23 protein-coding genes are annotated in these 25,868 nt (G+C 38.9%); 14 read left to right on the top strand and 9 right to left on the bottom strand.

The features are described from left to right. The first annotated feature begins 6 nt into the window (after window positions 1–6). Window positions 7–1,212: a metal-dependent hydrolase family protein gene (locus IV80_RS03800; protein WP_057749735.1), complete on the top strand. Its 1,206-nt coding sequence runs from the start codon at window positions 7–9 to the stop codon at window positions 1,210–1,212. Between the two features lie 95 nt (window positions 1,213–1,307). Beyond that, window positions 1,308–1,844 (top strand): DUF1697 domain-containing protein, encoded by a 537-nt coding sequence (locus IV80_RS03795; protein WP_057749732.1) that lies wholly within the window; start codon window positions 1,308–1,310, stop codon window positions 1,842–1,844. Between the two features lie 73 nt (window positions 1,845–1,917). Here the strand turns inward: IV80_RS03795 and IV80_RS03790 are convergent, their stop codons facing one another. Continuing rightward, window positions 1,918–2,403, bottom strand: a complete 486-nt coding sequence (locus tag IV80_RS03790) for a glutathione peroxidase (protein ID WP_057749729.1) — start codon at window positions 2,401–2,403, stop codon at window positions 1,918–1,920. 199 nt (window positions 2,404–2,602) lie between these two features. Here IV80_RS03790 and IV80_RS03785 point away from each other — a divergent pair, with 199 nt between their 5' ends. Together IV80_RS03785 and IV80_RS03780 are read left to right on the top strand one after the other, a co-directional pair. Then, window positions 2,603–4,078, top strand: a complete 1,476-nt coding sequence (locus tag IV80_RS03785) for an MFS transporter (protein WP_083490508.1) — start codon at window positions 2,603–2,605, stop codon at window positions 4,076–4,078. Between the two features lie 43 nt (window positions 4,079–4,121). Then, window positions 4,122–4,889: a sulfite exporter TauE/SafE family protein gene (locus IV80_RS03780; RefSeq protein WP_057749726.1), complete on the top strand. Its 768-nt coding sequence runs from the start codon at window positions 4,122–4,124 to the stop codon at window positions 4,887–4,889. 49 nt (window positions 4,890–4,938) lie between these two features. On the opposite strand, the gene IV80_RS03775 is transcribed toward IV80_RS03780, so the two are convergent. The 4 genes from IV80_RS03775 to IV80_RS03760 form a co-directional block, all read right to left on the bottom strand. Continuing rightward, complete coding sequence (locus tag IV80_RS03775) at window positions 4,939–5,643, bottom strand: EAL domain-containing protein (protein WP_057749721.1); 705 nt, start codon at window positions 5,641–5,643, stop codon at window positions 4,939–4,941. Window positions 5,644–5,849: 206 nt separating this feature from the next. Continuing rightward, entirely contained in the window at window positions 5,850–7,010 is a 1,161-nt protein-coding gene (locus IV80_RS03770; RefSeq protein WP_057749718.1) for a GGDEF domain-containing protein, read from the bottom strand. A 222-nt stretch (window positions 7,011–7,232) separates the two neighbouring features. Next, window positions 7,233–7,934 carry an EAL domain-containing protein gene (locus tag IV80_RS03765; RefSeq protein ID WP_057749715.1) on the bottom strand — a complete coding sequence of 234 codons (702 nt, stop codon included), beginning with the start codon at window positions 7,932–7,934 and terminating at the stop codon, window positions 7,233–7,235. Between the two features lie 181 nt (window positions 7,935–8,115). Next, window positions 8,116–9,303 (bottom strand): GGDEF domain-containing protein, encoded by a 1,188-nt coding sequence (locus IV80_RS03760; protein WP_057749713.1) that lies wholly within the window; start codon window positions 9,301–9,303, stop codon window positions 8,116–8,118. Between the two features lie 423 nt (window positions 9,304–9,726). Here IV80_RS03760 and IV80_RS03755 point away from each other — a divergent pair, with 423 nt between their 5' ends. The 4 genes from IV80_RS03755 (at window position 9,727) to IV80_RS03740 (ending at window position 14,727) form a co-directional block, all read left to right on the top strand. After that, the gene (locus IV80_RS03755; RefSeq protein WP_057749710.1) at window positions 9,727–10,713 is read left to right on the top strand and encodes a choloylglycine hydrolase family protein; all 987 of its coding nucleotides are present in this window, start codon (window positions 9,727–9,729) and stop codon (window positions 10,711–10,713) included. 142 nt (window positions 10,714–10,855) lie between these two features. Further along, window positions 10,856–11,557: an ABC transporter ATP-binding protein gene (locus IV80_RS03750; RefSeq protein ID WP_057749708.1), complete on the top strand. Its 702-nt coding sequence runs from the start codon at window positions 10,856–10,858 to the stop codon at window positions 11,555–11,557. Between the two features lie 8 nt (window positions 11,558–11,565). Further along, the gene (locus IV80_RS03745) at window positions 11,566–14,130 is read left to right on the top strand and encodes an FtsX-like permease family protein (protein WP_057750067.1); all 2,565 of its coding nucleotides are present in this window, start codon (window positions 11,566–11,568) and stop codon (window positions 14,128–14,130) included. Between the two features lie 36 nt (window positions 14,131–14,166). Beyond that, window positions 14,167–14,727 (top strand): TetR/AcrR family transcriptional regulator, encoded by a 561-nt coding sequence (locus IV80_RS03740; RefSeq protein WP_057749705.1) that lies wholly within the window; start codon window positions 14,167–14,169, stop codon window positions 14,725–14,727. A 92-nt stretch (window positions 14,728–14,819) separates the two neighbouring features. Here the strand turns inward: IV80_RS03740 and IV80_RS03735 are convergent, their stop codons facing one another. The 4 genes from IV80_RS03735 to IV80_RS03720 all read right to left on the bottom strand — a co-directional run bounded on the left by IV80_RS03735 (window position 14,820) and on the right by IV80_RS03720 (window position 19,166). Continuing rightward, window positions 14,820–15,620 carry a helix-turn-helix transcriptional regulator gene (locus IV80_RS03735; RefSeq protein WP_057749702.1) on the bottom strand — a complete coding sequence of 267 codons (801 nt, stop codon included), beginning with the start codon at window positions 15,618–15,620 and terminating at the stop codon, window positions 14,820–14,822. A gap of 344 nt (window positions 15,621–15,964) precedes the next feature. Continuing rightward, window positions 15,965–16,615 (bottom strand): TetR/AcrR family transcriptional regulator, encoded by a 651-nt coding sequence (locus IV80_RS03730; protein WP_057749697.1) that lies wholly within the window; start codon window positions 16,613–16,615, stop codon window positions 15,965–15,967. Between the two features lie 18 nt (window positions 16,616–16,633). Further along, window positions 16,634–18,253 carry an ABC transporter permease gene (locus tag IV80_RS03725; RefSeq protein ID WP_057749694.1) on the bottom strand — a complete coding sequence of 540 codons (1,620 nt, stop codon included), beginning with the start codon at window positions 18,251–18,253 and terminating at the stop codon, window positions 16,634–16,636. Then, complete coding sequence (locus tag IV80_RS03720; RefSeq protein ID WP_057749691.1) at window positions 18,243–19,166, bottom strand: ABC transporter ATP-binding protein; 924 nt, start codon at window positions 19,164–19,166, stop codon at window positions 18,243–18,245. Before IV80_RS03720 ends, IV80_RS03725 begins: the two co-directional genes overlap by 11 nt. A gap of 214 nt (window positions 19,167–19,380) precedes the next feature. Here IV80_RS03720 and IV80_RS03715 point away from each other — a divergent pair, with 214 nt between their 5' ends. The 6 genes from IV80_RS03715 to IV80_RS03690 all read left to right on the top strand — a co-directional run bounded on the left by IV80_RS03715 (window position 19,381) and on the right by IV80_RS03690 (window position 25,824). Beyond that, window positions 19,381–20,364 carry a DNA/RNA non-specific endonuclease gene (locus IV80_RS03715; RefSeq protein ID WP_057749688.1) on the top strand — a complete coding sequence of 328 codons (984 nt, stop codon included), beginning with the start codon at window positions 19,381–19,383 and terminating at the stop codon, window positions 20,362–20,364. Window positions 20,365–20,501: 137 nt separating this feature from the next. Beyond that, a complete protein-coding gene (locus IV80_RS03710; RefSeq protein ID WP_083490506.1) occupies window positions 20,502–20,858 on the top strand; it encodes an iron chaperone in 357 nt (118 codons plus the stop codon). 161 nt (window positions 20,859–21,019) lie between these two features. Then, complete coding sequence (locus tag IV80_RS03705; protein ID WP_057749685.1) at window positions 21,020–22,087, top strand: MupG family TIM beta-alpha barrel fold protein; 1,068 nt, start codon at window positions 21,020–21,022, stop codon at window positions 22,085–22,087. Beyond that, the gene (gene murQ / locus IV80_RS03700; RefSeq protein ID WP_057749682.1) at window positions 22,080–22,985 is read left to right on the top strand and encodes an N-acetylmuramic acid 6-phosphate etherase; all 906 of its coding nucleotides are present in this window, start codon (window positions 22,080–22,082) and stop codon (window positions 22,983–22,985) included. Before IV80_RS03705 ends, murQ begins: the two co-directional genes overlap by 8 nt. Next, a complete protein-coding gene (locus IV80_RS03695) occupies window positions 22,985–24,967 on the top strand; it encodes a glucose PTS transporter subunit IIA (protein ID WP_083490504.1) in 1,983 nt (660 codons plus the stop codon). Before murQ ends, IV80_RS03695 begins: the two co-directional genes overlap by 1 nt. Window positions 24,968–24,984: 17 nt before the next feature. Beyond that, on the top strand, window positions 24,985–25,824 hold the full coding sequence (locus IV80_RS03690) for a MurR/RpiR family transcriptional regulator (RefSeq protein WP_057749680.1): 840 nt from the start codon (window positions 24,985–24,987) through the stop codon (window positions 25,822–25,824). The last annotated feature ends 44 nt before the right edge of the window (window positions 25,825–25,868 follow it).

The following is a 25,868-nucleotide window of genomic DNA, read 5'->3' as shown; positions in this document are numbered from 1 at the left end:
ATGAAAATGAAAACAACCTATTTCAATGCTAAATTATTTAATGGAATTGATAATAAAATTGTTTCAGATGCTTGGTTTACTGTAGATGATGCAACTGGAAAAATTACGGAAACTGGAACGGAAACGCCATTAGATGATAATGCCCATGTGGATTTACAGGGACAGTACGTTATGCCCGGTTTAATTAATGCACATACACATTTAATGATGAATCCTGATACAAATAAATTGGAATTTTTATCAGAAACAGAAATCGCTTTTGGTGCTTTACGTAGTTTGAAAGAGTTACTTCACTCTGGTGTGACCTATATTCGCGATTGTGGTTGTGCTTTCAATGTAGATTTAAAGTTATATAAATTGGCAGAAGCAGGACAATTATCCGGTACTGAAATTGTACCCAGTGGACGACCAATTTCGATTATCGGTGGACACGGTGATTTTCGTGAAAATGAAGATGGAAAGACTAATTTCTCATACTTAGTTAGTTCACAAGATGAGGTGCGTAAATCTGTTCGTGAAGCATTTAAACAAGGTGTCAAAAATGTCAAGGTAATGTCCACCGGTGGCGTAATGTCAGCAAATGATCAAGTTGACGATACAGAATTAAGTGAAGCCGAAATGCAAGTCGCCGTTGAAGAAGCACATTCTAAACATATGACGGTGGCTGCTCATGCCCAAGGTAATCAAGGTATTCAAAACGCTTTAGATGCCGGTGTTGATTCAATTGAACACGGAATTTACGTAGATGAACAACAAGCCACGTTCATGCGTGAACATAATGTCTATTTAGTCCCTACTTTAAATGCCGCTGCTTCAATTACTAAGTACGGAAAAGACAAGATTCCAGATTATATGATTAACAAAAATAAAAAAGTGCAGACTGATTTTTATAAGAATGTGGCGATGGCCTTGCAAAAAGGAGTCAAAGTTGTTGTGGGTACTGATGCTGGAACACCATTTAATAGTTTTAAAACCGGAACTTGGGAAGAAATGGCTATACTGGTTCACGAGATTGGTGCGACTCCTTATCAAGCATTGCTAGGTGCAACAAGTTATGCAGCACAATTGCTACGGATTGATAACGAGTATGGTAGTTTAGCTGCTGGAAAAGTTGCGGACTTTTTGGTTTTAAAGGAAAATCCATTAGAAAAAATTGAAGCAGTTCAACAGCCTGATAAAGAAATTTATAAAAAAGGTCATAAAGTTGTGTAAATGGAATCTGATAACCATTTAAGGTCAGGTTTTTAGGTGTTTATTTCCGAAATACGCTACAATTGGAATATCTTATCGAAAGAAAGGCATTTCGGATGAAGTATTTACTCTTGTTACGCGGTATTAATGTCGGTGGACATCATAAAGTAGTCATGAAAGAACTGAAAGCAAGTTTGACAGAGATTGGATTTACAAACGTGATTTCTTACATCAATAGTGGGAACTTAATTTTTGAGAGTGAACAAGCTCAGATGATCGTGACACAAAAGATTAAAAAGGTTTTGAAGGAAAACTATACTTTTCCGATTACAATGCTTGTGATTTCGGCCGTTGACTATCAACAAGACTTTTCGCATGTTCCTGAATGGTGGGGTGCTGATCCTAGTTTGCGTCACAATGCGCTATTCATGTTACCTAATTTTGATCTTGAAGCTGTGCAACAATTAAAAGAACAAATTACAATTTATGATCAGATTGAACTCAAAAATCAGGTGATCTTTTGGAGTTCAACGTTTAAAAAAGATTTTAGTAAGTCCATTTATTCCAAACTCATGAAGGCTTCTTTTTATAAAGAGGTTACGATTAGGAACAGAAATACGGCCTTGAAGCTATTACAGTTATTGCAGGACTAATTAAAATAACCAAAGCTTACTTCTAAGAAGTTGACCATTCAGAAGATAAGCTTTGGTTATTTATTTGATGTTATTACTTTACTTGTTTTTGTAAAACAGATTCAATCTCATTTGTCATTTTCAATGGATTAGTTTTTGGTGCGTAACGTTTAACGACATTTCCATCACGATCAACAAGAAATTTGGTAAAATTCCACTTGATTGAAACGCCTAATGTGCCAGGTGCCTCTTTAGTAAGATAGGTAAATAACGGAAGGGCATCCTTGCCATTGACATCAGCAATAGTGTGCATCGGGAAGCTAACGCCATAGGTTGTACGGCAAGCTGCAGCGGCCTCCTGACTGGTTGAAACCTCTTGTTTGAATTGATTAGATGGAAATCCTAAAATCATAAGGCCTTGATCTGCATAGGTTTGATAAAGTTGTTCTAGTTGTTTAAATTGTGGGGCAAATCCACATTTAGTGGCAGTGTTCACGATAATCATGGGATGACCACGATATTTAGAAAGTGAATAACTTTCGCCATTTTCAAGTGTAACAGTGTAATCGTATATAGACATTTTGGAGGACCTCCTTATAGCTATTATAGCCATTATTCAAGTAAAAAGCGTGTCTTCTGATCAAAATAGGGTATTGGGTTAAATTTCTGTCAGGATGAGTAGGGTTAAGCTGTTAAGAAAAAGAAAATAAAACTAACACGAAGTTCTTTATAAGTTGTAACATAAAAGTTAGTTATTTTTTAGAAGGTAGGGAAGCTCAGTGTCAAAACGTCAAATTTTGATCGTCACCTGCGCGTTATTGTTATCTAATGCAATGAGTGGGTTAGACGGTACCATTATTAATACGGCTTTGCCAGCCATTATTTCGGATTTACACGGGATTGAAATGATGGGCTGGATTGTGGCCGTTTTTCTACTCGGAACGGCTGTGAGTACCCCACTGTGGAGCAAATTGGGTGAACATATTGGTAATAAAGGTGCCTATCAATTAGCCGCCTTATTCTTCGTTGTGGGATCACTACTACAGGGATTATCACCTAATATTGTTTTTCTGATTATTACCAGAACAATTGCTGGAATTGGCAATGGAGGAGTGGTTTCACTTCCTTACATTATTTATGCACGAATGTATACAAATCCGCGTAAACGCATGAAAGTTTTAGGCTTTGTTTCTGCTAGTTACAGTACTGCAACCATTATTGGACCACTAGTTGGTGGTTTCATTGTGGACGCGTTTACTTGGCACTGGGTCTTTTACTTAAATGTACCGATCGGCTTGTTATCAGCACTTCTAGTTCAGATATACTATCAACTTGAAAAAGAACCTCAGCGTAATAAACCTGTGGATTACTGGGGATCGATTTTGATGACAGTTGGGCTCACAAGTTTGCTAGCAGGAATCGAAATGATTGGTAGTGCTAGCAACGTTTTTGTTTTTGGTGCTTTAATTTTGGCCGCGGTCTGTTTGGCAGCCATGGGTCATTACGAGAGCCGGGTTGCGGATCCCATTATTCCAAGCCGGTTATTTAAAAATCGTGCGTTAGTCATTGATTTTACGCTGTTTACCTTAATTTGGGGTGCATTCGTTGGCTTTCTGATATACAGTCCGATGTGGGCCCAGGGCTTGCTAGGCACATCAGCATTAATTGGTGGGGCGACTCAAATTCCGAGTTCTTTTACTAACTTTATGGGCTCTGGATCAGTTGCACCACTACGCCGGTTTTTCACGCCACAAAAAGTGGTCGCTTTAGGCATTATCATGTTAGTTGTTTCCTTCGTATTACTTGTGGTTGGTGGAGTTAAAACGCCTTACTGGATTCTGCTTTTAGCGGGCGCATTTGAAGGCTTTGGCAATGGGGCCTGCTTCAATGAACTTCAAGTGAAGGTCCAACAAGATGCGGAAGAAAAGGATATTCCGGTAGCAACCTCGTTTAGTTTCTTAATTCGCATGTTGAGTCAAACCTTTACAGCTTCAATTTTTGGTTTGGTTATGAATCAGGCGTTACGCAAAGGTGTGGCACAAGCAAACGGAGCAATCACCATGAAAATGATGAACAAATTGAGTGATGCCACTAACATCAACTCATTACCAGCAAAATTAATTCCGCAAATGCGGGTAATTTTACATCATGGCTTACATAACATTATGTTGTTATCATTAGTGTTAATGATGGTATCGCTAGGTATTAATATTTGGGCACAGTATTTAGAAAAACGTGCCCACGTAGAAGCATAGTGCCTTAGAAGTGGGTTGAAAGTTTAGAAAGAAGTTGATCATTGTGTCATTGTGGCTTACTTCCATTATTTTATTAGCAGCCGGTCTGTCAGCGGGTTTTGTATCCTCGATCGCTGGGTTAGCTTCCTTAATTTCGTATCCGGTCTTACTACTATTAGGACTACCTCCCGTTAGTGCCAATGTGACTAACACAGCAGCGCTTATATTTACCGGGGCGGGATCCAGCATTTCTTCGTTGCGGGAATTAAGTCATGTTCGAAAAACTAAGTGGAAGGTCACCTTTTACGCTTTAATTGGAGGTGTTTTGGGGAGCGTTTTATTGGCGTTTGCGCCGGCAACAACATTTGAGCGGGTGGTGCCTTTCCTTGTTTTGGGAGCCGGTTTGTTGATGATTTGGTCACAGTTCAGAAAAACACCGCCACAAAAAAAGGTCAATCCACATCAATTAAGAACCACGATTTTAAAGAACATCGCAATCTTTTTAGTAGGTGTGTATATCGGCTATTTTGGGGCATCGGCTGGCATGATCTTGTTAGCCATATTAATCGTGACTTTGAATAATACATTTGGCGAAATTAATGCGATTAAGAATTTTGCGGCTTTTATGACGAACATTTTATCTCTAGTTATCTATGCCTTTACAACCAAAGTGTATTGGTGGATGGTATTACCATTGGGGATTGGCATGTTTGTGGGTGGCTATTTAGGTCCCGTGCTTGTTCGCCATGTACCTGTGAAGCCCCTGAGAATTATCATTTCTTTTGCGGCATTCGGTTTAGCAGGTTACCTGTTTTATACCGCGTATTTTTAAAAATAAAAACGATTGGGAGAATGATTCTCCTAATCGTTTTTTTGTTATTTTAAATTTTAAATGGTAAAACTGAATTTGCGTGCCGTTCACTAATTGTAGGCAGGTAGACTGGATGACCTAAACCAAAACCTTGTAGCATGTCGACGTGATAGTTGATTAGCATTTTGAGATCATCACGATTTTCAATACCTTCGACTGTAAACAGCTTATGATGTATGTTGGCTTCATGATTCCAGAAATTAAGGGCGGGTATGACCTGATCCATATTGTGCATACTCCGAAAATTTTGTATGGCGAATTTGTATTCGTGTACGCATGGATTGAGCATGCGCACACGCTCAATTTGGTTATCACCAAAGCCGACATCGTCAACGATTAGGTGGATTCCTGCGTGATAAAAATTCTTGGCAGCTGCTAAAATTTGCTGATTAGAAATCATGGGGGTGGCAGGATGCTCGGTTAGTTCAACGGATAAGATAATGGGCTGCAACTGGGCCTTGATGGCATGCAGAGCTTGACAAAATCCCTGATCAATAAATTGTTCGGGATCCAGATTAATAGAGATTTCTTTAAAATTCTTTTGAATAGCTGGGACTGTTTTTAAAAGTAAATCGGCTATTTGACTGGGTGGAAATTGACTGAAATTCTGTGGTAGAACCCAACTGTCACCATCTTTTTCACGTAAAAAGAACTCATAACTGATTGGACTAAGTGGCTCTACGCTAAATTTAGATTGTCCCCAAAACCTTATCATGATAGGTGCCCCCATTCATTTAATACCAGAATGATTTCTATAATTAAGATACATGTTATTATTCGGTAAGCGTTTTATATCGACATCATTCTAGCACATCTAGCATAAAACACAATAGAATTTTGTATGTTTTACAGACAAATGCTTCTAAATTCATACTTAATTAGGCTAATTCACAAAAAAACAGCCCGTTTGAGTGTGACAAACTAACTGTTTTTGTCTTGTTGTGGTTCAAGTGAAATCTGATTTCTTCCTTGGCCTTTAGAGTGGTAGAGCATCTGATCAGCACGCTCATAAAAGAGGTTGGCTGAAATGTCACTTGTTTGCAATTGTGCGACTCCCATAGATAGGGTAATTCGGAGGTCTTCGTCGTTTACGGTAAAGATGCGGTAGCGTACGCGATCTTGGATGCGGTGACTGAAAATTCCGGCCTGCTTTAAATCCATATTAGGTAGCAAAATGTTAAATTCTTCACCGCCGACACGATAAGCTTTGGCTTCGGGAACTTTTGCCGTCTCTGTAAGAATAATTTTGGCTATGGCTTTTAAAATAACATTGCCAGCGAGATGACCATAATCATCATTGACACGTTTAAAGTAATCAATATCAATGGCCACCATTGTCAGAGGAGTCTTTAAGTTGTAAAACTTGGCGTACTGAGAGGCAAATTCTTCTTTAAAAGCTAAATAGTTACTTAACTTAGTTAAAGGATCTGTAGTAGCCTTCTGACTTAGTAAGGTGAGGTAATTATCTTCAGCGTTTAAATGTGTAATTCCAAATTCAAGGACGGCATTCATGACTACGAAGCTAAACCAATTGTACAGGGCCTTTGATGTGGAAATTGTTCCAAAATAAGGTAATTTTAGTTCAGCGAATAACAGCCACATGCCACCAACAAAGACATCTAATAGGCCAATTAAATAGATACGGCGTAATTCGAGTTTTCTTGAAATACTGGTTAGTCCAAGGATGAGCGTGTAAAGCCCCCACGTAAATAGGAAAAATAAGAGGGTACCAGAACTAAATCCCCATAAATAAATCCGCATTAGAGAACTCACTAGAATGATTGTCACACTACTCCGTTTATTGAGATAAATGGTCACATAAAAGAGTAGTAATAAACGAAAATCAACGAAGTTTAGATCATGGGTATAACGAGCCACAACGATTTCAAAATAGATGGCCAAAACAGAAAAATAAATAACGCTAAATGTCGCTAATCTACCAGAAAGATAATTTAGTGGACGCGCAAAACTTCCTGAGTGGGAGATTAGCATTCGCGCTAAAATTTGAAAGAAAACGACGACCCCTAATGTCACAAAAATACCTGTAAACAAAGGGGATAGTAACCATACATGTTGTGTCAATGTGTCTCATCTCTTAGCTAAATAATTAAGGTGTCGCTTTAAAAACCAGGCTGTAAAATCCTTATACCTGTAATAGTTAATATAGAATACCTTTTCATTTTTATTATAGCAGAGAAATTGCTGCCCAATAACGCATCCGCAAGAAAGGTTTTGAAAACAAAAAATCGCCATGCCAGAAATTGACTTCTAGCAGGCGGTTTTTACTGAGTTAAAAATGACGTTTTAATTAGAACAAGCAGCAATGCTGCCTAAAGGATCGTTTTGAGTTGGCAGATAGACTGGCCGGCCTAAAACATAGCCTTGCAGCATATCAACTTGGTAGTGCGAAAGAATGAGGAGGTCCTCTTTGGACTCAACCCCTTCAATGGTAAACAGTTTGTGGTTCTTTTTAGCTAGTTCATGCCAGAAAGTTAGTTTAGGCATAATCTTATTAAGGGTCACACCAGGACGGAAATTCTGAACGGCAAATTTGTATTCATGGACATAAGGATCTAAAAGCTGAACGCGCTTTAGCTGATTATCACCAGACCCCACATCATCGAGGATCAAATACAAATTAGCACTGTTGTAACGGCGAGCTGCTTCAATGAGTTGATCTTCAGTGGTGCCTTGGACGGTCGCATGCTCAGTCAATTCAATGGCTAAATGAATACCAGCAAGTTTGTTTTTGACTGAAAATAAAGTTTGGCAAAATTTAGGATCAATAAATTGATCGATATCTAAATTAATTGAGATGTTTTGGATATTTTTCGGTAATCTTGGTGTTGTTTGCATCAATAATTCACAAATTTGATCAGCTGTGAATTTACTAAAATCATTTGGAACTTTCCAATTATTAGCAGATCCCTCACGAATAAAAAGTTCGTAACCTACTGGTGCTAGCGGCTTGCGCGAAAAACGTGGTTGTCCCCAAAATCTAATCATCACTTACATCCCCAATCCTAAATAAAAAAGACCCGTACTTGACTTTCTCAAGTATGGGTCGTGTGCAATGTCGAAACATTGACTGAGCTTTTTTTATTTAATTTGCTTTGTTTATAGTTATAGTTTAGCACTTGAAATGAAAAAATTAAAGTTGTTTTTCAGAAAAATTGAATAAACATGATTACTCTCGTTCAGGCTGTGAAGAAAGTGAGGCGTGCGGCTCTTCTTGTGAAACGGTAATCCGATCACGTCCCTCGCCTTTAGAATGATACAGCATTTGATCAGCGCGTTCGTATAAAAGATTTTGTGTGACATCACTTTCTCGTAAGGTTGTGACACCCATTGAGATGGTAATATGAATTGCCTTTGAATCTGCAATTGAAAAAGTCGTCTGGCGAATCTGTGCCTGTAATTGACGACTAAATTCATGTGCTTCTTCTAAATCAGTGTTGGGCAGTAAAATGTTGAATTCTTCTCCACCAACCCGATAGGCATGTGCATTTGGAATCTTGGCAACCGCCTCAGACAAGATGGCTCCCATGGCTGCTAAGACCTTATTACCAGCTAAATGTCCGTATTGATCGTTGACACGTTTAAAGTAGTCAATATCTAACGTGATCATCGCCAACGATTGGTTGTCATGATGGAAAGCTTCAAATTGAGTTGTGAAGTCTTTTTTGAAAACTGAGTAATTTTCTAAATGTGTTAAGGGATCAAAGGTCGCTTGATGCACTAATGTGGTGAGATAATCATTTTCATTATTAAGCCACATCAGGCCATAGTAAAGGAAAGCATTCATGATCATAAAGCTCACCCAGTAGTAAAAAGCATCCCTTAGAGAAATGATGCCCAAAGATTTTGAATGGATAAAGTATAAGCCAAACCAAAAGATTTGAACAATGACATCTAAAATAGCAACTAATAAATATTGTTTAGCTTGATATTTGCGTACCAAATGAAGATTTATGGAAAATAGAAGGTACATGACAATGGTTAATAAAATGAAGTTCCAAGTGCTAGCGTTAGGCCCCAAAAGTAGTAAGCGGGCAATGATGCTCGTAAGGATTACAATTAGACTCGTGCGCTGTCCTAAAAAAATGATCACGTAAGACAAGAGCAAGAGGCGGAAATTTATGAACGCGATGTCTTGGTTAGTTTGGGCGGCTGCAAATTCAAAGTAAACGCCAAGGATAGAAAAGTAAGCCACACTCAAAAGAGATAGGCGGCCCACCAAGTAATTAAGGGGTTGCGTGCCCTGGTTAGTATGATTAACAAAAGAACGCACTAATAATTGAAAAAATAAAATAATGCCAAGGGTGACAAAAACGCCCGTAAAAAGTGGGGAAATCAGCCAGGCCTGTTGTGTCAAGGTAATTCATCTCTTAACTAATAAATTTTAATGGAATTAAATTCCACTCCTATATTAGGGTAGTAAATGTACAAATTATAACAAATTATCCGATTCTTTCACAAATTAAAGATGTTATATTTGGGAGCAAAAAAACAGCCATCAAAGTAGTCGGGATGGCTGTTTAACACTAATAATAGTGTGGCATGTTTGACCATGCGTCAGACAATTGTCTGATAAGATTTGGCACCTTATACATGTAGTGTAACATAACTGCTGTGCAATAACGTCATTTTTAAGAAATTGCGTAGAAAAATAATCTTTATATCCCTATTTTGAATTTGATGCATTTTAATTTTTTGTTTGAATTGCATTTTTAATCAGAATATACTGTTTCTATGTACTAAAAGTTAGCATAAATTAGAGATGGGATGTGAAGGACACATGTGTACAAGCGTCATGTATCAAAACGCAGAGGGCAATTGGTTTTTAGCGCGAACAATGGATTTTTCATTTGAATTAGGCGGTCGCCCTGTTGTCATACCAAGAAATTTTCATTTTAAGAGTGATGCCACCGAAGCAGGATTTGATACCAAATTAGGTTTTGCTGGTGCAGGCCGTGACCTAAAGGGGTATATTCTGGTTGATGGTGTCAATGAAGCGGGCGTGGGAGCTGCAACCCTTTATTTTGATGGCTTGGCAAAATTTGCTGAGCATAATGAAGCCACGAAAACAAACTTGGCACCCCATGAAGTGATCAATTGGATTTTAGGAAACGTAGCTAGTGTAGCAGATTTGAAAGCTAAAATTAATCATGTGAATATTGTGGCAATCGCAAATGAATTATTTAAAATGATCGTCCCACTACATTGGATTGTGGCAGACAAAACAGGAGCTTGTGTGGTCTTAGAGCAAGACGAAAACGGGATGAAAGTAATGGATGATCCTGTTAAAGTTATGACGAATAGCCCCGATTTTCAGTGGCACTTAAAGAATTTGAATAATTATGTGCAATTAAAAGCAACTTCTCATAGCTCTAAGAAGTATGGTGAATTTGAATCAGATGCATACGGCTTAGGGAGTGGTGCACTTGGGTTGCCTGGTGATTACACCTCTGTTTCTCGTTTTGTACGCGCCGCATTTATTCGGCAAAATACAGAAAAAGCGGCCACAACTAGTGGTGCGATTAATGCTTTGTCACATATTTTAAATAGTGTGGAGATTCCTAAAGGTGTTAAGGCTGATAATGAAGGTGGCTGTGATTACACGCAGTATCGTGGTTACATGGATCTTGATGAAGGTGCCTATTATATGCAACCTTATGATGACCAAACAATTACGCGGGTGGTTTTGATACCAGAACTACTCAACGCCAGTGAACCTAGCGAATATCCCTTGCAAACCGAGCAACAATTTCATTCAGTTAATTAGTTTAATAAACATCAGATGATACGAAAAGAGACGATACGCTTCTTTCAGCTGGTGTTTTTATTTTGCCTAACTATCGTGATTGAAGAATTTTAAATGCTATAATTCAATTATTAGCGCGATAGCTGAAGGAGCGGATATTAAAATGGCATTTATTACTTTAAAAGATGAAACGAAACAGTATGTGATGGAAAACAACGTGATTGTCGCCAATGATAAGATCAGTTTTGATATCGATGAAGGTGAACTGGTGATTATTTTAGGTGAATCAGGGGCAGGAAAATCGACCGTTTTAAATATGTTGGGTGGCATGGATCACCCCAGCTCGGGCAATATTTTGATTGATGGTCAAGATATTGCGACTTACAATGAACGACAATTGACGGAATATCGACGTACCATGGTTGGCTTCGTCTTCCAATTTTACAATCTGATTCCTAATTTAACAGCTAAAGAAAATGTGGAATTGGCCAGCCAAGTCACAGACGATGCCTTGGATGTGGAAGAAACCTTAAAACATGTGGGACTGGCGCAACGGATGGCTAATTTTCCGGCTCAATTATCTGGTGGGGAACAACAGCGGGTGGCCATTGCACGCGCACTTGCTAAAAATCCGAAGCTCTTGCTTTGTGATGAGCCAACTGGTGCTTTGGACTATCATACGGGTAAACAGATCCTTAAGCTTTTACAAGATACAGCGCGAAAAACAAAACGAACGGTCCTCATTGTGACCCATAACTCCATGATTGCGCCAATGGCAGACAAAGTGATCCACTTAAAGGACGCTAAGGTTCAAGGAATTGACATCAACAAGCAACCAACTCCCGTTGAAGACATTGAATGGTAGGTGTAAAAATGAATCGAACATATTTTAAGGCTACCATTCGTGAAATTAGCCAGTCGATGGGGAAGTTTATCTCAATTGTCCTCATTATTTTGCTAGGATCTTTGCTTTATGTCGGAATTCGTAGTGTTGGCCCTGATCTGAATCAATCTGCCAATCATTACTTCAAACAACAAAAGTTAAGTGATGTGAAAGTAAGCGCCACAATAGGATTAACGAACCGCGACTTAACTTCAATTAAGCAAACTAAGCAAGTAAAAACCGCCATGCCCTTTCATATGACGACTTTGCAAAAAAGTCGAAGCCAAATTGTGAGTGTGTATGGTTACCAAAAACAAGCGTCATTGGATCAACTAAAATTAGTGAGTGGCAAACTGCCACGCCGAGCTAATGAAATGGTTTTGGACCATAAGGCTAAAGAAAATGGTTATCAAATTGGTGATACCTATCGTCTACCAAAAAACGATAATTTAAGGCGACACACGTTTAAGGTGGTTGGCTTTGTTAACTCCCCTCAGTATATTAGTAGTACCGATCGTGGCACCACGAATTTGGGTAACGGAACCGTCAATTATTTTGCATATGTCCCTAACCAAGTTTTTAAGCAAAAAGTCTATGCGGGTATTGCTGTAGCATTTAAAAATCCCAATCAGTATGCAGCCGGCACAGATAAGTATAATAATTATGTAGACTCTCAAAAAAATAAGTTAAAAAAGCAACTTAGCAAGCGACCACAGGAACGTCAAAAGCAGTTACAAAATACGGCCCAAGCAAAGTTAAATCGCCAAAAAGCGCAAGTGGTGCAGCAAGAAAAACAGTTGGATAAGGTACCAAATGGGTATCAAACAGCTAAAACGAAGGCTGCTAAGCAGAAGTTGACGGCCGCTAAAACCAAAATTAAACAAGCAGAAACGCAAATTAAAGCGATTGATAAACCAAGCTATTTCTATAATGAGCGCAGTGCCAATCCGGGTTATCAAGATTATTTTGATGAGTCGCACAGCATTGCGGCCATTGCGATTATTTTTCCAGGTTTCTTCTTATTTATTGCTATCTTGATTACCTTTACAACAGTTTCACGCATGGTGGAAAAGAACCGTCGTGAAATTGGGTTGATGCGAGCGCTAGGTTATACCAAACATGAAATTGCGATGAAGTATATTATCTACACACTGTTAGCTGGTATTCTAGGAGCTGGATTGGGAAGTGTGCTCGGGATGCTGACCCTGCCTCAATTTATTTTCAGCCTTTTAACCAATAATAATTTAACGCAATTTGTGGGAGTTATGCCATGGTCTTATTTGATAGAAGCCATGATTGCCGGCTTAATTGCGACACTTGGTAGTGCCTTAAGCGTCTTGATGATTAATTTACGTGAAGTACCAACAAATTTAATGCGAGAACGTGCGCCCAAAGCCGGCAAACGAATCCTATTGGAAAGAATCACGCCACTGTGGAAACGATTAAGTTTTAATCAGAAGGTCAGTTACCGTAACTTATTTCGATATAAAGGCCGCATGTTGATGACAATTGTGGGAATTGCGGGTTGTACGGGACTAATTTTGACCGGATTTGGCATTCAAAATTCTGTCGATGATTTGGTTCCTGCGCAATATGATGATGTTCAGCATTTTCAAGCAATTGTTACGGTCGATAAAGCAAACCGAAAGGTGCACACAGACCAAATTTCTGCACAAAAAGAAGTGCTAATTAAATCAGTGACAGCAAGACCAACGCATGGAACAGCCAATGATACGGTGACGATGGTGGTTCCTAAGACGAAGACTCATTTTAAGCAGTTTGTGAGTTTGAATAGCCTGAAAAATGGCCAATCAATAGAACTAGCCAATGACGGGGTCATTTTATCAGAAAAATTAGCGACTGATATGAATGCCAAAAAAGGGGGCTATGTCTCACTCCAAGTTAATGGAAAACGGGTTCGTGCCAAAGTTTCTGGGGTCATTAAAAATTATGCGGGCCACTGGATTTATACGACGCCTACATACTACCGAAAACTAACACACAAAACTTATCGCGCCACCTCGCGATTGATAAAAACGCGTCAGATCAAAAAAACGCAACGGGATGAACTTAGTCGTCAGTTGCTCAAACAGACGGGTGTTTTAAACGTGAGTTTTCCAAGATATGCTGCTAGTGCTTTAAGTACTGGCGGACTGGGTTCAGTTGTTTTAATTATGATTGTGATGTCCGGTGCTTTAGCTTTGGTGGTCTTATACAATCTAACTAATATTAATATTTCTGAACGAATGCGCGAACTTGCCACAATCAAAGTTCTGGGCTTTTATGATCGCGAAGTAACAGCATACGTAGCCCGTGAGAACGTCATTTTTACTATCGTTGGCATTGTCGTTGGTTGGGGAATCGGAATTTTCTTACACCGATTTATTATGATTAAGGCCCAAACCGGTAGTATTTTATTTCCAATGACTATCCATTATCCTGGCTACCTCTGGTCGGCGTTGATCACTGGATTGTTCAGTTTAATCATTGGCATTTTGACGCATTATCGGTTGAAACGTATTGAGATGTTGGATGCGCTGGCAGCAAGTGAGTAATTTTCAGATAAGAAATAACGGGGAGTGACAACTGATATGCAAGACAAACAACAGAAAATCTTTAATTCGGCGCAGCAAATGTTTAAGGAATACGGATTTAAGGGAACTAATATTGTCAAAATAACGCAGCATGCGGGGGTCGCGACCGGTACTTTCTATCGTTTTTATAACTCCAAAGAAGAGATTTTTATTCAAGTTTATGCAGCTGAAAATGATCGCGTTAAACAAACTGTGCTTAATGACAATGACCTTGATGAAGAGCCACGAACCCTGTTGCCCAAGGTAATTCACCAACTAATGGCTCAAATGAATGTAAGCCTTATTTTGCAGGCATGGTATACGAATCCTAAGTTAAAACAATTAATTAAGGATAACTCTTCGATGCAGGATGATTTTATGTATCATACGGTTTTTCAACTAATTAAACACTGGCAAACACGCAACTTATTGCGTCCAGAAATGACAATGGCTCGAGTGCAGCAGTTGTTTGAAGCACTGGTTGTGGTAAATAATCATCAGGAGGAATTGCCCACAGGTGATTACAAACAGCTATTTACAGATCTCATTGAAGGCGTATTAGATCGCATTTTAAAATGAATGGCTTCATTATTGGTAGAAGTAAAATAAAAAGCACATAAAAAACCATCTCATTAAATTCCAGCGAATTTAGTGGGATGGTTTTTGAATACTTAAAGAATTTGACTTTCTTTAGAGAAAGTAACCTGATCGGAATGCGATCGTTTGCGTTGATTGTGCAAACGGTACTGTTTAGGCGTGGTGTCAGAGAACTTTTTGAAATGCTTAATGTAATTACTGGAATCGTAGTAATTGAGCATACGGGCGATTTCACTTAAAGGTAAATCGGTATGCAAAAGTAGCTTTTTGGATTCGTCAACTCGTTGCTTATCAATATAACTTTGAATAGACATCCCCATTGTGTGAGTGAACAAGCGGGAGACATACTGATACGAGAGGTTTAAATACTCGGCGATGCGAATTGGCTGCATTTTATCATACAAGTGCATATTGACGTAATATGTAATTTGATAAACCTGCTTAGGTACCGTATCGGTTGAGGTGATTTCATCCTCTGGTGTTTGTAAATTGAAAAAGTCTTTGCAGATTAATTCTAAAATTTTGCGGAAAATTTCGGTGTTTTCCGGTTTTTCCGGCGTGAGCCAGTCAAAATAAGCTTCACGTAATTGTACAAAGTTGGTGGCATTAAAATGATTGGATAAACCAGTCATGGTAAAGTCACTCACGATATTAATTAGGCTCCGGTGCAATTCTTCGTGAGTTGCCTCTGCCACGAGGTCACTGTGGCGCTCAAAGAAAGAGGCCACTTCACGTTTGGCACGTGCTGGTTCTCTTTTTTCGAAGTTAAAGATTAGACTGTATTCTAAAAAGGAAAAACGAAGTAAGTAATTTGATTTTTTTGAATCTAATTTATGTTGTGCAAAGTTAAGTTGGTCATAGTCATAATAGAACATATGCCGTTTCCTCCAAGCTACTTATTTTTTTATAGTTAGAATTCTAAAAAGGGACGCAGATAAAATAATACCACAAATTTAATCATCTATTCAATATATTTTTGATTTTTCATATATTTGTAATATTTAATTTTACAATAATCATCTTAATTCTGCCAAAGGCTAAGCGTATTTGCGTTGCTTTATCAAAAAAATAGGAGATAAGCCGCTAAATTGGATGAAATTAATTTTCCACACCGCTATTATACTATTTTTTTAGTATTAATAAAGCAATTTCATTTTTTAAATTTACCAAATAAAAAACGCAAATCCTAGAGAATTATTTCTAAGATTTGCGTATAGCATCAAGATTTTTTTAAAAAACCATGTTCCAAAATGGTTACATATTGTTTGGCGTGTTTGATGATGGTATCGAAATCAGTCAAACTGGCCTGTGGATGTTTTTGCATAAAAGCTTTAGTTTCCGCACCAATTTGAGTCATCATGCCCATCATCAAATTTTGAATACTTTCTCGACTGACATCATCGCGAATGGCTAGACGATCTAAAACAGGAGCAATGAGCGCTTTAATGTTACCGCTAGTTTGTTGGGCGTAAAATTGAGCAATTTCATGTTTTAAAGGGGCGGGGGCATCCCCAACCTCTGCGTAAGCATCCAGCAAAACTTTAAATTCTTCTGGGTATTTTAATTGCAGTTGAATTTTATACTTAGTGGCGTTAGCGATCATTTCACCTAAGTCTTGTGAATCTTGCCAAACACGGTAATCAGCGACCGCCATGATATGGTCAGTTGCATATTTCACAGTGGCTAGGTAGAGATGAGCCTTATTACCATAATAACGGAAAATAATGCCTTTTGAGACAGCCGCTTTGTCGGCAATATTCGCTGTTTTTGTCCCTCGGTAACCGTGGTGGGCAAATTCATCTAAAGCGTTGGTCATGATGCGTGTGATTTTTTCCGGATCTTTTGGTATCTTAGTATCTTTTTCGGTCATTAAGGACGCATCCTTTCGCTAATTTTCGAGTAGATCTCGTTTTTGATATCCAATGAATCCTACTATGAATAAGATTAGGGCTAGCAGTAATAAAAGACCAAAGTTAGTCCAGTTGACATTATTAACCGGGACTTGATTGATCCAACCATAAGGGGTGATTTGTTGGGCCCATTTAGGAATATTCATGAGATTCCCAAAGTATAGACTAATCAAGCCGTAAATAGGGAGAAGCCAGATGATTGCCTGCAATTTTGGCAGCCACCCAACGAGTAGTGCACCAATTCCCAAGATAACATACAAGGCAGGCAAATAGCCCCAAAAGCCACGTAACAAGCGGGTTAGTGTTAAAGGATCCTTCATAACGGCTGCATTAGCTAACCACATTCCAAAAATGGCAGCCAATAAGGTAAATGTGCCCATGATCAAAGCAACAGCTACATAACTTATAAAAATATGGTTGCGAGAAATTGCCTTGGCGTGAATTTGCTCCAACCAGCCTTTGCGTTCGTCATTATTGATGCGTAGTAAAGTTTGCATGCTGGGTACGGTTGCCAAGACGGCAAAGACAATGAGTAGCAAGGCAGCAAACTTGAGTACGATGAGATGACTGGCAGCATTCAGCGCGTTTTTCCCTAAAAGAGAGCCCATCATAGGATTAGCTTTGAGAATATCGCCAACCGTTCCAAAAATAGAACCATACGAAATTCCCATGACACAAAGGCCCAGTATCCAAGCAATTAGGCTAAGTCGATCGAGACGCATGACTAGAGTAAAGGGACCACTTAGTAGAAAGGTGGCGCGTTTTCTTCCGCCTCGCGTGGTAAGTAAGCCTGCGCCCACATCACGATGCCGGTTTGCATAAAAAGTTAATAGAAGAAGTACCGTCGTCAGACTTAGCATGAATAACACTGGAAGCCAGTTATTTTGATCATAAATTGATAATTTTTCGACCCAACCAAAAGGGGAAAGATAGGTCCAGTCCGCGTTTTTAACGTCTGTGATCATTCGTATTAGGTAAGTGACACCTAAAAATAAATAACTAAGCATGGTTGCACCACGAGGATTGTCGCTGATTTGCGCCATAAATAGGGAGCTACTTCCGAATAGGAACCCACAGGCAGCAAGTCCACTTCCAGTGAGAAGATTACCAATTGTGGACATTCCCGTCATTCCAGAAATTTGAATTCCCAAAAAGAAAAGACAACCCATGAAGAGGTTAATTAAAAATAATTCGATGGTTGCAGCTAATAAAGGACTTTGTTTGCCGACCGCATGTGCCGCGATCAATTCGACAGTACCATTGCTTTCTTCACCGCGTGTGTTGCGAACGGCAAAATAAATATTCATGATTGCCATAAATAGGGCCATAAAGACCATCATTTCACTGGCAAAGATATCTGCAGTGGTGTAAGGAGCTTTAGCAGTAAAGGCACCAAAAAGAGAAACCATAGCTGGGGTCTTGAGTGTTAGCACAATACTAGAAATGGCGTCTTTCGTGCCATACAGATCATTGAACTTAAAGGCCACGGCACTCATTAACAAACTCAAAACAAGGACCCAGACAAGAATTAACAAACCATCTCGTTTAAGATTAAATCGTGTTAGAAATAGACTTTGTTGATAGTTACTAGATTTCATGGTGATCATCCCCGTGTTCATCATTTTGATAATAACGTAAGAAAAGATCTTCGAGTGTTGGTGGCGTGCTTTGTAGCGCTGTGATACTTAGTGGCGCGAGAAGGGTCATAACAGCCCCCATTTTATCGGAATCAACACTGAAACTCGCTTTATTAATAACGTCCTTGGCTAACTTAAAGTCGTGGATGCCATTATAGTTGCGTAAATCAGGTAATGAGCTTTGAGTTTGTACGGTGATGAGTGTCCGGGTGAGGTGGCGCATTTCATTAAGTGTCCCGGTTTCAATGAGCCGTCCTTCTCGAATAATGCCAATGCGATCACACATGTGCTCCACTTCAGACAAAATATGACTAGATAAGAGGATACTTTTGCCATCTTGCTTTAAAGCCAAAACCTGTTTTTGAAAAATTTCTTCGTTCAAAGGATCAAGTCCAGAAGTAGGTTCGTCAAAAATATATAGGTCGGCATCGGTTGAAAATGCCGCAATTAAAGCTACTTTTTGGCGGTTACCCTTAGAATAGGTTCGGGTTTTCTTTGAAGGATCCAGTTCAAACTGTTTGATGAGTTCGTCCGTTCGCGCATTATGCTGCTGGTGGTTCAGTTTCAGGAATAAATCAATGATTTCACCACCGGTTAAGTTAGGCCATAGGTAGACATCACCGGGAACATAAGCTAAACGTTTATGAATTTGCACAGCATCTTGCCACACGTCTTTGCCGAAAATGGTGGCTGTTCCACCAGATGCTCGTAAAATACCTAAAAGTGTTCGAATGGTAGTGGACTTTCCTGCCCCGTTTGGCCCAATAAAGCCAAAAACTTCTCCTTTTTTCACTTCAAAAGTCACGTCTTTTAATGCCAAAAATTTTCCGAACTTTTTTTGTAAATGGTTGATGGCAATTACTTTTTCAGACATAGGTTAGCCTCCTGATGAACCAAAAAAATTGGTTCGTTTAATTGATACACCGAGTATAGTCACCATTGACCGGCAAGTCAATGACTAATTGGTCAATATACGAATTATTTTTAGCATTTTCACTTTTTAAAAAGAGCGGTAATATAAAAAGGGTTATTTATACGCAAAAAATACCCAAATATTTTTTTATTTATCGCGAAAGTAGGGGAGTAGGATGAAAAAAATTTCAAAATTAGTTATTTTGGTCATTGCCACATTTACGCTTGCGTTTAATGTGCAACAGTTACCTAGTAATACTAAGACAGCCCAAGCAACTACATATGTTTATGTTACCAGGACCGGAAAGCATTACTTTTATAAGCGCCATGATCGTGGCTTAAACCGTGCCAAAAAGGTTTACCGAGTGAGTCTGACAACAGCAAAACGGCGCGGATTAACCTTATCAGCTACGGAAAAAACACATAAGAAACGTGTGGTTCATAAGAAAAAAGTCGCAAAGAAGAGAAAAGTGGTCCATAAAAAGAAAAAGGTTACAAAGAAGAAAAAAGTTGTCCGTAAGAAAAAAGTCGTGCATAAGGTGGTCAAAAAAGTTGCCGTGAAGCAGGCTAAGGCAGCGACTAGCTCGAAGCTTAGCACGCTTAAGTATCATGGTACACAAACAGTGACGATCAATAAAAATCGCCCGGGATTTTCTAAAGCAACTTTATCAACTAAAAAAGGTGCTTGGCAAAAGTATAGTAATTTAGATGGTGAAAATCGGGCGACCGATGCAAATGCGATGCTAAATAAACGCTTGATGCCTAAGAAAGCGCGAACGGCCCTTTATGTGGATCCCACAGGCTGGCATAATAAAAAGTTGAAGTCCGGTTGGCTGTATAATCGTTGTCATTTGATTGGCTATCAATTAACTGGTCAAAATAATAATTGGAAAAATTTGATTACAGGGACACGGTCGTTAAATGATCCGCAAATGACGAAGTATGAAAATGAAACGGCCAAGTATCTCCGCCAAAGTACACATCATTATGTGCGCTACGAAGTGAAGCCAGTTTATTCTGGCCGGGATTTATTGGCAAATGGGGTAGAAATGCGAGCGCAGTCCATTGGTTCAAATAAGATTCGGTTTAATGTTTACATTTTTAATGTACAAAAAGGCGTTAAGCTGAACTACGTGAATGGAACAAGTCACGTGTCTTAATATCAAAAAAGTCATCTAGCAGTTAGATTTTGCGTGTCTAATTGTCAGATGACTTTTTTAGTAGTCATTGGAAGATAAATAAGAGATAATGTAGGCGAGTAGCGATCAAGTCGTTTGTTAAAAGGAATAGGTGAACAATGAAAAAATATACAAGTGTGACAGCATACTTAGCGGATTTACCCACAATGCAAAGAGAGGTTGCCGAGGTTATGCGTGACTTACTGGCCGATGCTGCGCCGGATGCAACTGAAGTTCTTTCTTATAACATGCCGGCAATTAAGCAAAATGGCCAGGTGTTAGTCTACTTTGCAACCGCTCAAAAGCATTTAGGATTCTATCCCACGCCTGATCCAATCGAGGCGTTTGCTTCACAGCTTAAAGGATTTCAAACCTCTAAAGGAACTATCCAGATCCCTTATAATCAGCCCTTACCGGTAAAACTGATTCGTGAAATTGTAGCTTTTCGAGTGAAACAAGTGGAACAGAAAAGATAAATTTAATGAATAAATCACGCTTATGACGTGATTTATTTTTTTAGAAAAAAGAAATTAAATTTCAAATAAATAGAAAAAATAAAATAAAAAGTTGAAATTTATATTCATAAATTGTATACTAAGTTCGTGAAATGAAAACGGTAACAAAAAGGAGCGGTGCCATGTTAGGTTTTTCAATTTATTTAGATAAAGATATTGGTAATGAAGCTAGGAATTACATCAGATTGATGAAAAAGAACGGGTTTTCTGAAGTGTTTAGTTCTGTACATATTCCTGAAGAAGATGCTACTCAGTATATAAAGCGACTCAGATCACTTGGTACCGTTTGTTTAGAAGAAAATTTAAAGTTAACGGTAGATATTGATGAACAGGCATTAAGAACTTTAGGAGTTACGATCAGTAGTGCTCGTGACCTGGTTTCAGAAGGAATCTCTGCTTTACGATTGGATGATGGTTTTACAAATGAACAAATTGCAGAACTAAGTCATCAGTTAAGTCTTGCACTAAATGCAAGCACAATTAGTGCAACAGATGTGCAACAATTAATTAAATTTGGTGCAGATTTTAAACACATGGAAGCTTGGCATAATTATTATCCGCGTCCAGAAACGGGGTTGGATGAAACATGGTTTTTAGAGAAAAATACTTGGTTAAAACAACATAATTTTAAAGTTGTGGCATTTGTGCCAGGAGATAAAAAATTGCGAGGCCCAATTTTTCAAGGATTGCCTAGTCTAGAGAAGCATCGTAATGAGCATCCATTAGTGGCTGCCAATGAATTAATGAAATGCTTTGCAGTGGATAAAGCTTTCATCGGTGATCCACGGCTTTCGAATTCAGTAATTGCGCAATTTAAATCATTCTATTTTGAAAATAGCGCCAAACTGCATATTGAGACTAAATTTCCACAGTTATTTGAAAGAGTTTGGCACAATCGACCAGAGGTGGCTCGCGACGTTGTGCGGCTAGTGGAATCCAGAAAACAAAATCAGCATTTGTCAGTGGTCCCGGATGAGGGGAAGCCGCGAAAACGCGGCACTATAACAATCGATAATTTAAGTTATGGTAGATATCGAGGCGAAATTCAAATTTGTAAGGTTGATTTAGGTAAAGATAAAAAAGTGAATGTTATTGGTCATGTTTTACAAAAAGATATTGCATTATTAAGTTTGATTGGTGAGAATACGGAAATTGAATTTATTTCTGATGAGGAGAAAAAAGATGATTGATTTAAGTAAGTTGACTACAGAAACGCGTAACAATAAAACCATGAATTTAGATGAACTGCCAACTGATAAAGTTCTCGAACTGATGAACGCAGAGGATCAAACCGTTCCTAAAAGTGTACAAAAAACGCTTCCGGAGATTACAGAAGCTGTAAAGCGAATTGTTTCCAGCTTTCGTGAGGGTGGTCGTTTAATATACATGGGTGCTGGTACGAGCGGACGTTTAGGCGTGCTGGATGCCGCTGAATGCGTGCCAACCTTTGGAACGGATCCCGAAATGGTTCAGGGGTTGATTGCTGGTGGGCAGCAAGCTATGACAGTGGCTGTTGAAGGTGCTGAAGATTCGAATGAGTTAGGTAAAAAAGATTTGGTTGAGCGAAACTTGACCAGTAAAGACACAGTTGTAGGAATAGCTGCAAGCGGACGAACACCCTATGTAATTGGTGGTTTGGATTATGCAGTTTCAGTTGGTGCCAATACGATTAGTTTAGCATGTAATGATCATGCAGAAATTAGTAAACACGCCCAAATAGCGATTGAAGTGCCTGTGGGACCAGAAGTATTGACCGGTTCTACACGTTTGAAGTCTGGGACAGCACAAAAACTTGTTCTGAACATGTTGTCAACGGTGTCGATGATTGGAATTGGGAAAGTTTATAAAAATTTAATGGTTGATGTAAAGCCAACCAATGCCAAATTAGTAGAACGATCTAAAAGAATTATCATGCAAGCTACGGAATGTGACTATGAAGCTGCAGGGAAAGCATTTTTGGAAGCAGATCAAAATGTGAAACTAGCAATTGTGATGATTTTAACGAATTTAAGTAAGGATGAAGCTAAGGTACGCTTACAAAATGCTAATGGCTTTGTCCGTCAGACAATTAAAGGAGGTACAAACTGATGGCTGATGAAAAAATACAAAGGATTGCTAAAGAGATTTATCAAAATGTTGGTGGTCCAAGCAATGTAGCAAAGCTAATTCATTGTATGACACGGGTCCGAATGACGATTATTGATATGGATAAAGTCAATATGGAGGGTTTGAAAAATATTGATGGTGTTTTAGGAGTTGTTGATGACGAAACACTTCAGGTGGTCGTTGGCCCGGGGACTGTCAATAAAGTGGCTCAAGCAATGGTGGATAAAGTTGGCGTTAAATTGGGTGAGCCTTTCCCTGATGATGTTGGTGAGAATAGTCATTTAACTGACAAGGAAATGGTTGAAGCTAGAGCTGCTAAAGTTAAGGCAGAACAAAAAGCAAAGCAAAAACAAACACCAATTAAAAGAATTCTGAAATCTATTTCAAACATTTTTATTCCTTTAATTCCAGCCTTTGTTGGTGCTGGCTTAATTGGTGGTGTTGCGGCTGTTCTTTCTAACCTTTTGGTTGCTGGTGACATCAGTAAGAGCTGGAATGACTTTATTATGATTATGAAAGTCATCCAAAACGGGATGTTTAGTTATTTAGCTGTTTATGTTGGTATTAATAGTGCTAATGAGTTTGGCGCAACGCCTGGATTAGGTGGTATTATTGGGGCTGCGACATTGTTACCAGGAATATTACCAACAGCACCTTTGCATAATATTTTTAATGGTCAGGCATTAGCTGCTGGCCAAGGTGGTATTATTGGTGTTATTTTTGCCGTTTGGGTTCTTTCACTATTAGAAAAGAAACTTCATCAATGGATTCCAGATTCAATTGATATAATTGTGACACCAACAATTGCATTGTTTATCATTGGAATTTTCACCATCTTCCTGGTTATGCCAGTGGCAGGTGTTATTTCATCTTCATTAGTTGGTGCAATCGAATGGGTCTTAAATGTTGGCGGTGCCTTTTCAGGTTTTGTACTGGGTGCCTTGTTCCTGCCAATGGTTATGTTTGGACTTCATCAGATCTTAACGCCAATTCATATTGAAATGATCAATAAAACGGGTATGACCCCCTTACTACCAATTTTGGCAATGGCGGGTGCTGGTCAAGTCGGCGCCGCAATTGCGCTTTGGATTCGTTGTCACCGCAATCATAAACTTACAAATATGATTAAAGGTGCTTTACCAGTTGGTATTCTCGGTATCGGTGAACCATTGATTTACGGTGTAACATTACCACTTGGTCGACCATTTATTACCGCATGTATTGGTGGTGGTATTGGCGGTGCTGTGATCGGTGGACTTGGTCACATTGGTGCAATTGCGATTGGCCCTTCTGGTGTTGCCTTAATTCCATTGATTAATAATGGGCATTGGTTAGGTTATGTCTTTGGTTTATTGGCTGCTTATGTTGGTGGCTTTATTGCAACTTATTTCTTTGGTGTACCAAAGGATGCTATTAATCCTGAAAGTGCAGTAGCGAGCACATCATCAGTAAGTGAAACCTCAAATGCAGCTGAAAGTGTTCCAGAACAAATTACGCATACAGACGATACTATTTCAGCGCCAGTCAAAGGCCAAGAAATGCCAGTGGATGAAGTTAGTGATCCTATTATGGCAAAAGAAACGATGGGAAAGAGTATTGCGGTTAAACCTAATAATAATTCGCCAGTTTATGCACCAGTGACTGGAAAAGTAATGTTTGTGGCTGATACAAGCCATGCGATTGGTTATGTAAGTGATGCTGGTGAAGAAGTTTTAGTGCATATGGGAATTGATACTGTAAATTTGAAGGGAAAGTACTTCGATTTGTCCGTTAAACCTGGTGATACCGTGACACGTGGTCAAATTGTTGGAAAAGTAGACTGGACAGAAGTCGCCAAAGCTGGGTATGATACAGTTACGTTGGCAATCATTACAAATAGTCAAGAATTCACGGTTGATAAACTTGCAGATTTAACTAGTGTTGAAGAGTCAACCATTATAATGAAAACAACTCCGGCCAACTAGTTAGGTAGGGAAATTGTATGAAAAGTATTCTGTTTTCTATTCACAATCAAATTTCGTCATTTTCAAAGTCAGAACAAAAAGTGGCTCAATTTATTTTAGACCATCCGCAAGAAGTGATTACGATGAATGCAGACACGCTAGCAAATAAAGCTGGTGTAAGTGCGGCTACAGTGGTGCGACTGGCTAAAATTCTGAGCACGGAGGGGTTTCCAGGGGTTAAAATCCAATTATCAGCAGAAACTAAAGTTGATGATAGTTTGTATACAGAAGTAGACCCTAAAGATCCGTTAAATGTCGTGAAGCAGAAGATGGAATTTAGAATTGGACATACAATTGAGCAAACAAATGTGACGTTAAAGGATAAAGATGTCAAAAGGGCGGCTCAGTTTATTGAAAATGCGGACGATGTATATGCGTATGGACTAGGAGCTTCTAGTATTGTAGCAGCAGATTTTCAGCAAAAATTCATTCGAGTGGGAAAACCAGTTATCCAAACAATGGATACGCATTTGATTGCAACCGGAATTGTTCAACCTAAAACAGTATTAGTGCTTATTTCGAACACGGGTGAAACGGTTGAAAGTCAAAAGTTGGCTGAAGTTGCTCATGGGCATGCCGTCCCTGTCATTACCATTACACATGATAAAAAGAGCCCCTTAGCAAAAAAGAGCGATATTGTGCTTGTACATGACGATAGTGAAGAGAATGAAAAGTTGCGAACAGCGGCCACTACCTCCCTAATGGCGCAGTTGTACGTGGTTGATTTACTTTACTACAGTTATTTGACAATGAACTTTGATGAGAATGCCCTTAAACTAAGGGAATCAAGGGATGTCATTCGAAAATATTTTAAATAATAAGAATTAGGTTTTCTACAGCTAAGTGTTGTGGAAGCCTATTT

The sequence above is a fragment of the Pediococcus cellicola genome, from assembly GCF_001438655.1.
GTDB classification, from domain to species: Bacteria; Bacillota; Bacilli; order Lactobacillales; family Lactobacillaceae; genus Pediococcus; species Pediococcus cellicola.
Note: the sequence above shows the minus strand (reverse complement) of the source record. Positions and strands in the feature narration are given on the sequence as shown.

Bases quoted from the DNA above. Each gene is read 5' to 3' on its own strand.
- IV80_RS03800 (WP_057749735.1), top strand. From the start codon at position 7: ATGAAAACAACCTATTTCAATGCTAAATTATTTAATGGAATTGATAAT.
- IV80_RS03795 (WP_057749732.1), top strand. From the start codon at position 1,308: ATGAAGTATTTACTCTTGTTACGCGGTATTAATGTCGGTGGACATCAT.
- IV80_RS03790 (WP_057749729.1), bottom strand. From the start codon at position 2,403: ATGTCTATATACGATTACACTGTTACACTTGAAAATGGCGAAAGTTAT.
- IV80_RS03775 (WP_057749721.1), bottom strand. From the start codon at position 5,643: ATGATAAGGTTTTGGGGACAATCTAAATTTAGCGTAGAGCCACTTAGT.
- IV80_RS03765 (WP_057749715.1), bottom strand. From the start codon at position 7,934: ATGATTAGATTTTGGGGACAACCACGTTTTTCGCGCAAGCCGCTAGCA.
- IV80_RS03755 (WP_057749710.1), top strand. From the start codon at position 9,727: ATGTGTACAAGCGTCATGTATCAAAACGCAGAGGGCAATTGGTTTTTA.
- IV80_RS03750 (WP_057749708.1), top strand. From the start codon at position 10,856: ATGGCATTTATTACTTTAAAAGATGAAACGAAACAGTATGTGATGGAA.
- IV80_RS03745 (WP_057750067.1), top strand. From the start codon at position 11,566: ATGAATCGAACATATTTTAAGGCTACCATTCGTGAAATTAGCCAGTCG.
- IV80_RS03740 (WP_057749705.1), top strand. From the start codon at position 14,167: ATGCAAGACAAACAACAGAAAATCTTTAATTCGGCGCAGCAAATGTTT.
- IV80_RS03735 (WP_057749702.1), bottom strand. From the start codon at position 15,620: ATGTTCTATTATGACTATGACCAACTTAACTTTGCACAACATAAATTA.
- IV80_RS03730 (WP_057749697.1), bottom strand. From the start codon at position 16,615: ATGACCGAAAAAGATACTAAGATACCAAAAGATCCGGAAAAAATCACA.
- IV80_RS03725 (WP_057749694.1), bottom strand. From the start codon at position 18,253: ATGAAATCTAGTAACTATCAACAAAGTCTATTTCTAACACGATTTAAT.
- IV80_RS03720 (WP_057749691.1), bottom strand. From the start codon at position 19,166: ATGTCTGAAAAAGTAATTGCCATCAACCATTTACAAAAAAAGTTCGGA.
- IV80_RS03715 (WP_057749688.1), top strand. From the start codon at position 19,381: ATGAAAAAAATTTCAAAATTAGTTATTTTGGTCATTGCCACATTTACG.
- IV80_RS03710 (WP_083490506.1), top strand. From the start codon at position 20,502: ATGAAAAAATATACAAGTGTGACAGCATACTTAGCGGATTTACCCACA.
- IV80_RS03705 (WP_057749685.1), top strand. From the start codon at position 21,020: ATGTTAGGTTTTTCAATTTATTTAGATAAAGATATTGGTAATGAAGCT.
- murQ (WP_057749682.1), top strand. From the start codon at position 22,080: ATGATTGATTTAAGTAAGTTGACTACAGAAACGCGTAACAATAAAACC.
- IV80_RS03695 (WP_083490504.1), top strand. From the start codon at position 22,985: ATGGCTGATGAAAAAATACAAAGGATTGCTAAAGAGATTTATCAAAAT.
- IV80_RS03690 (WP_057749680.1), top strand. From the start codon at position 24,985: ATGAAAAGTATTCTGTTTTCTATTCACAATCAAATTTCGTCATTTTCA.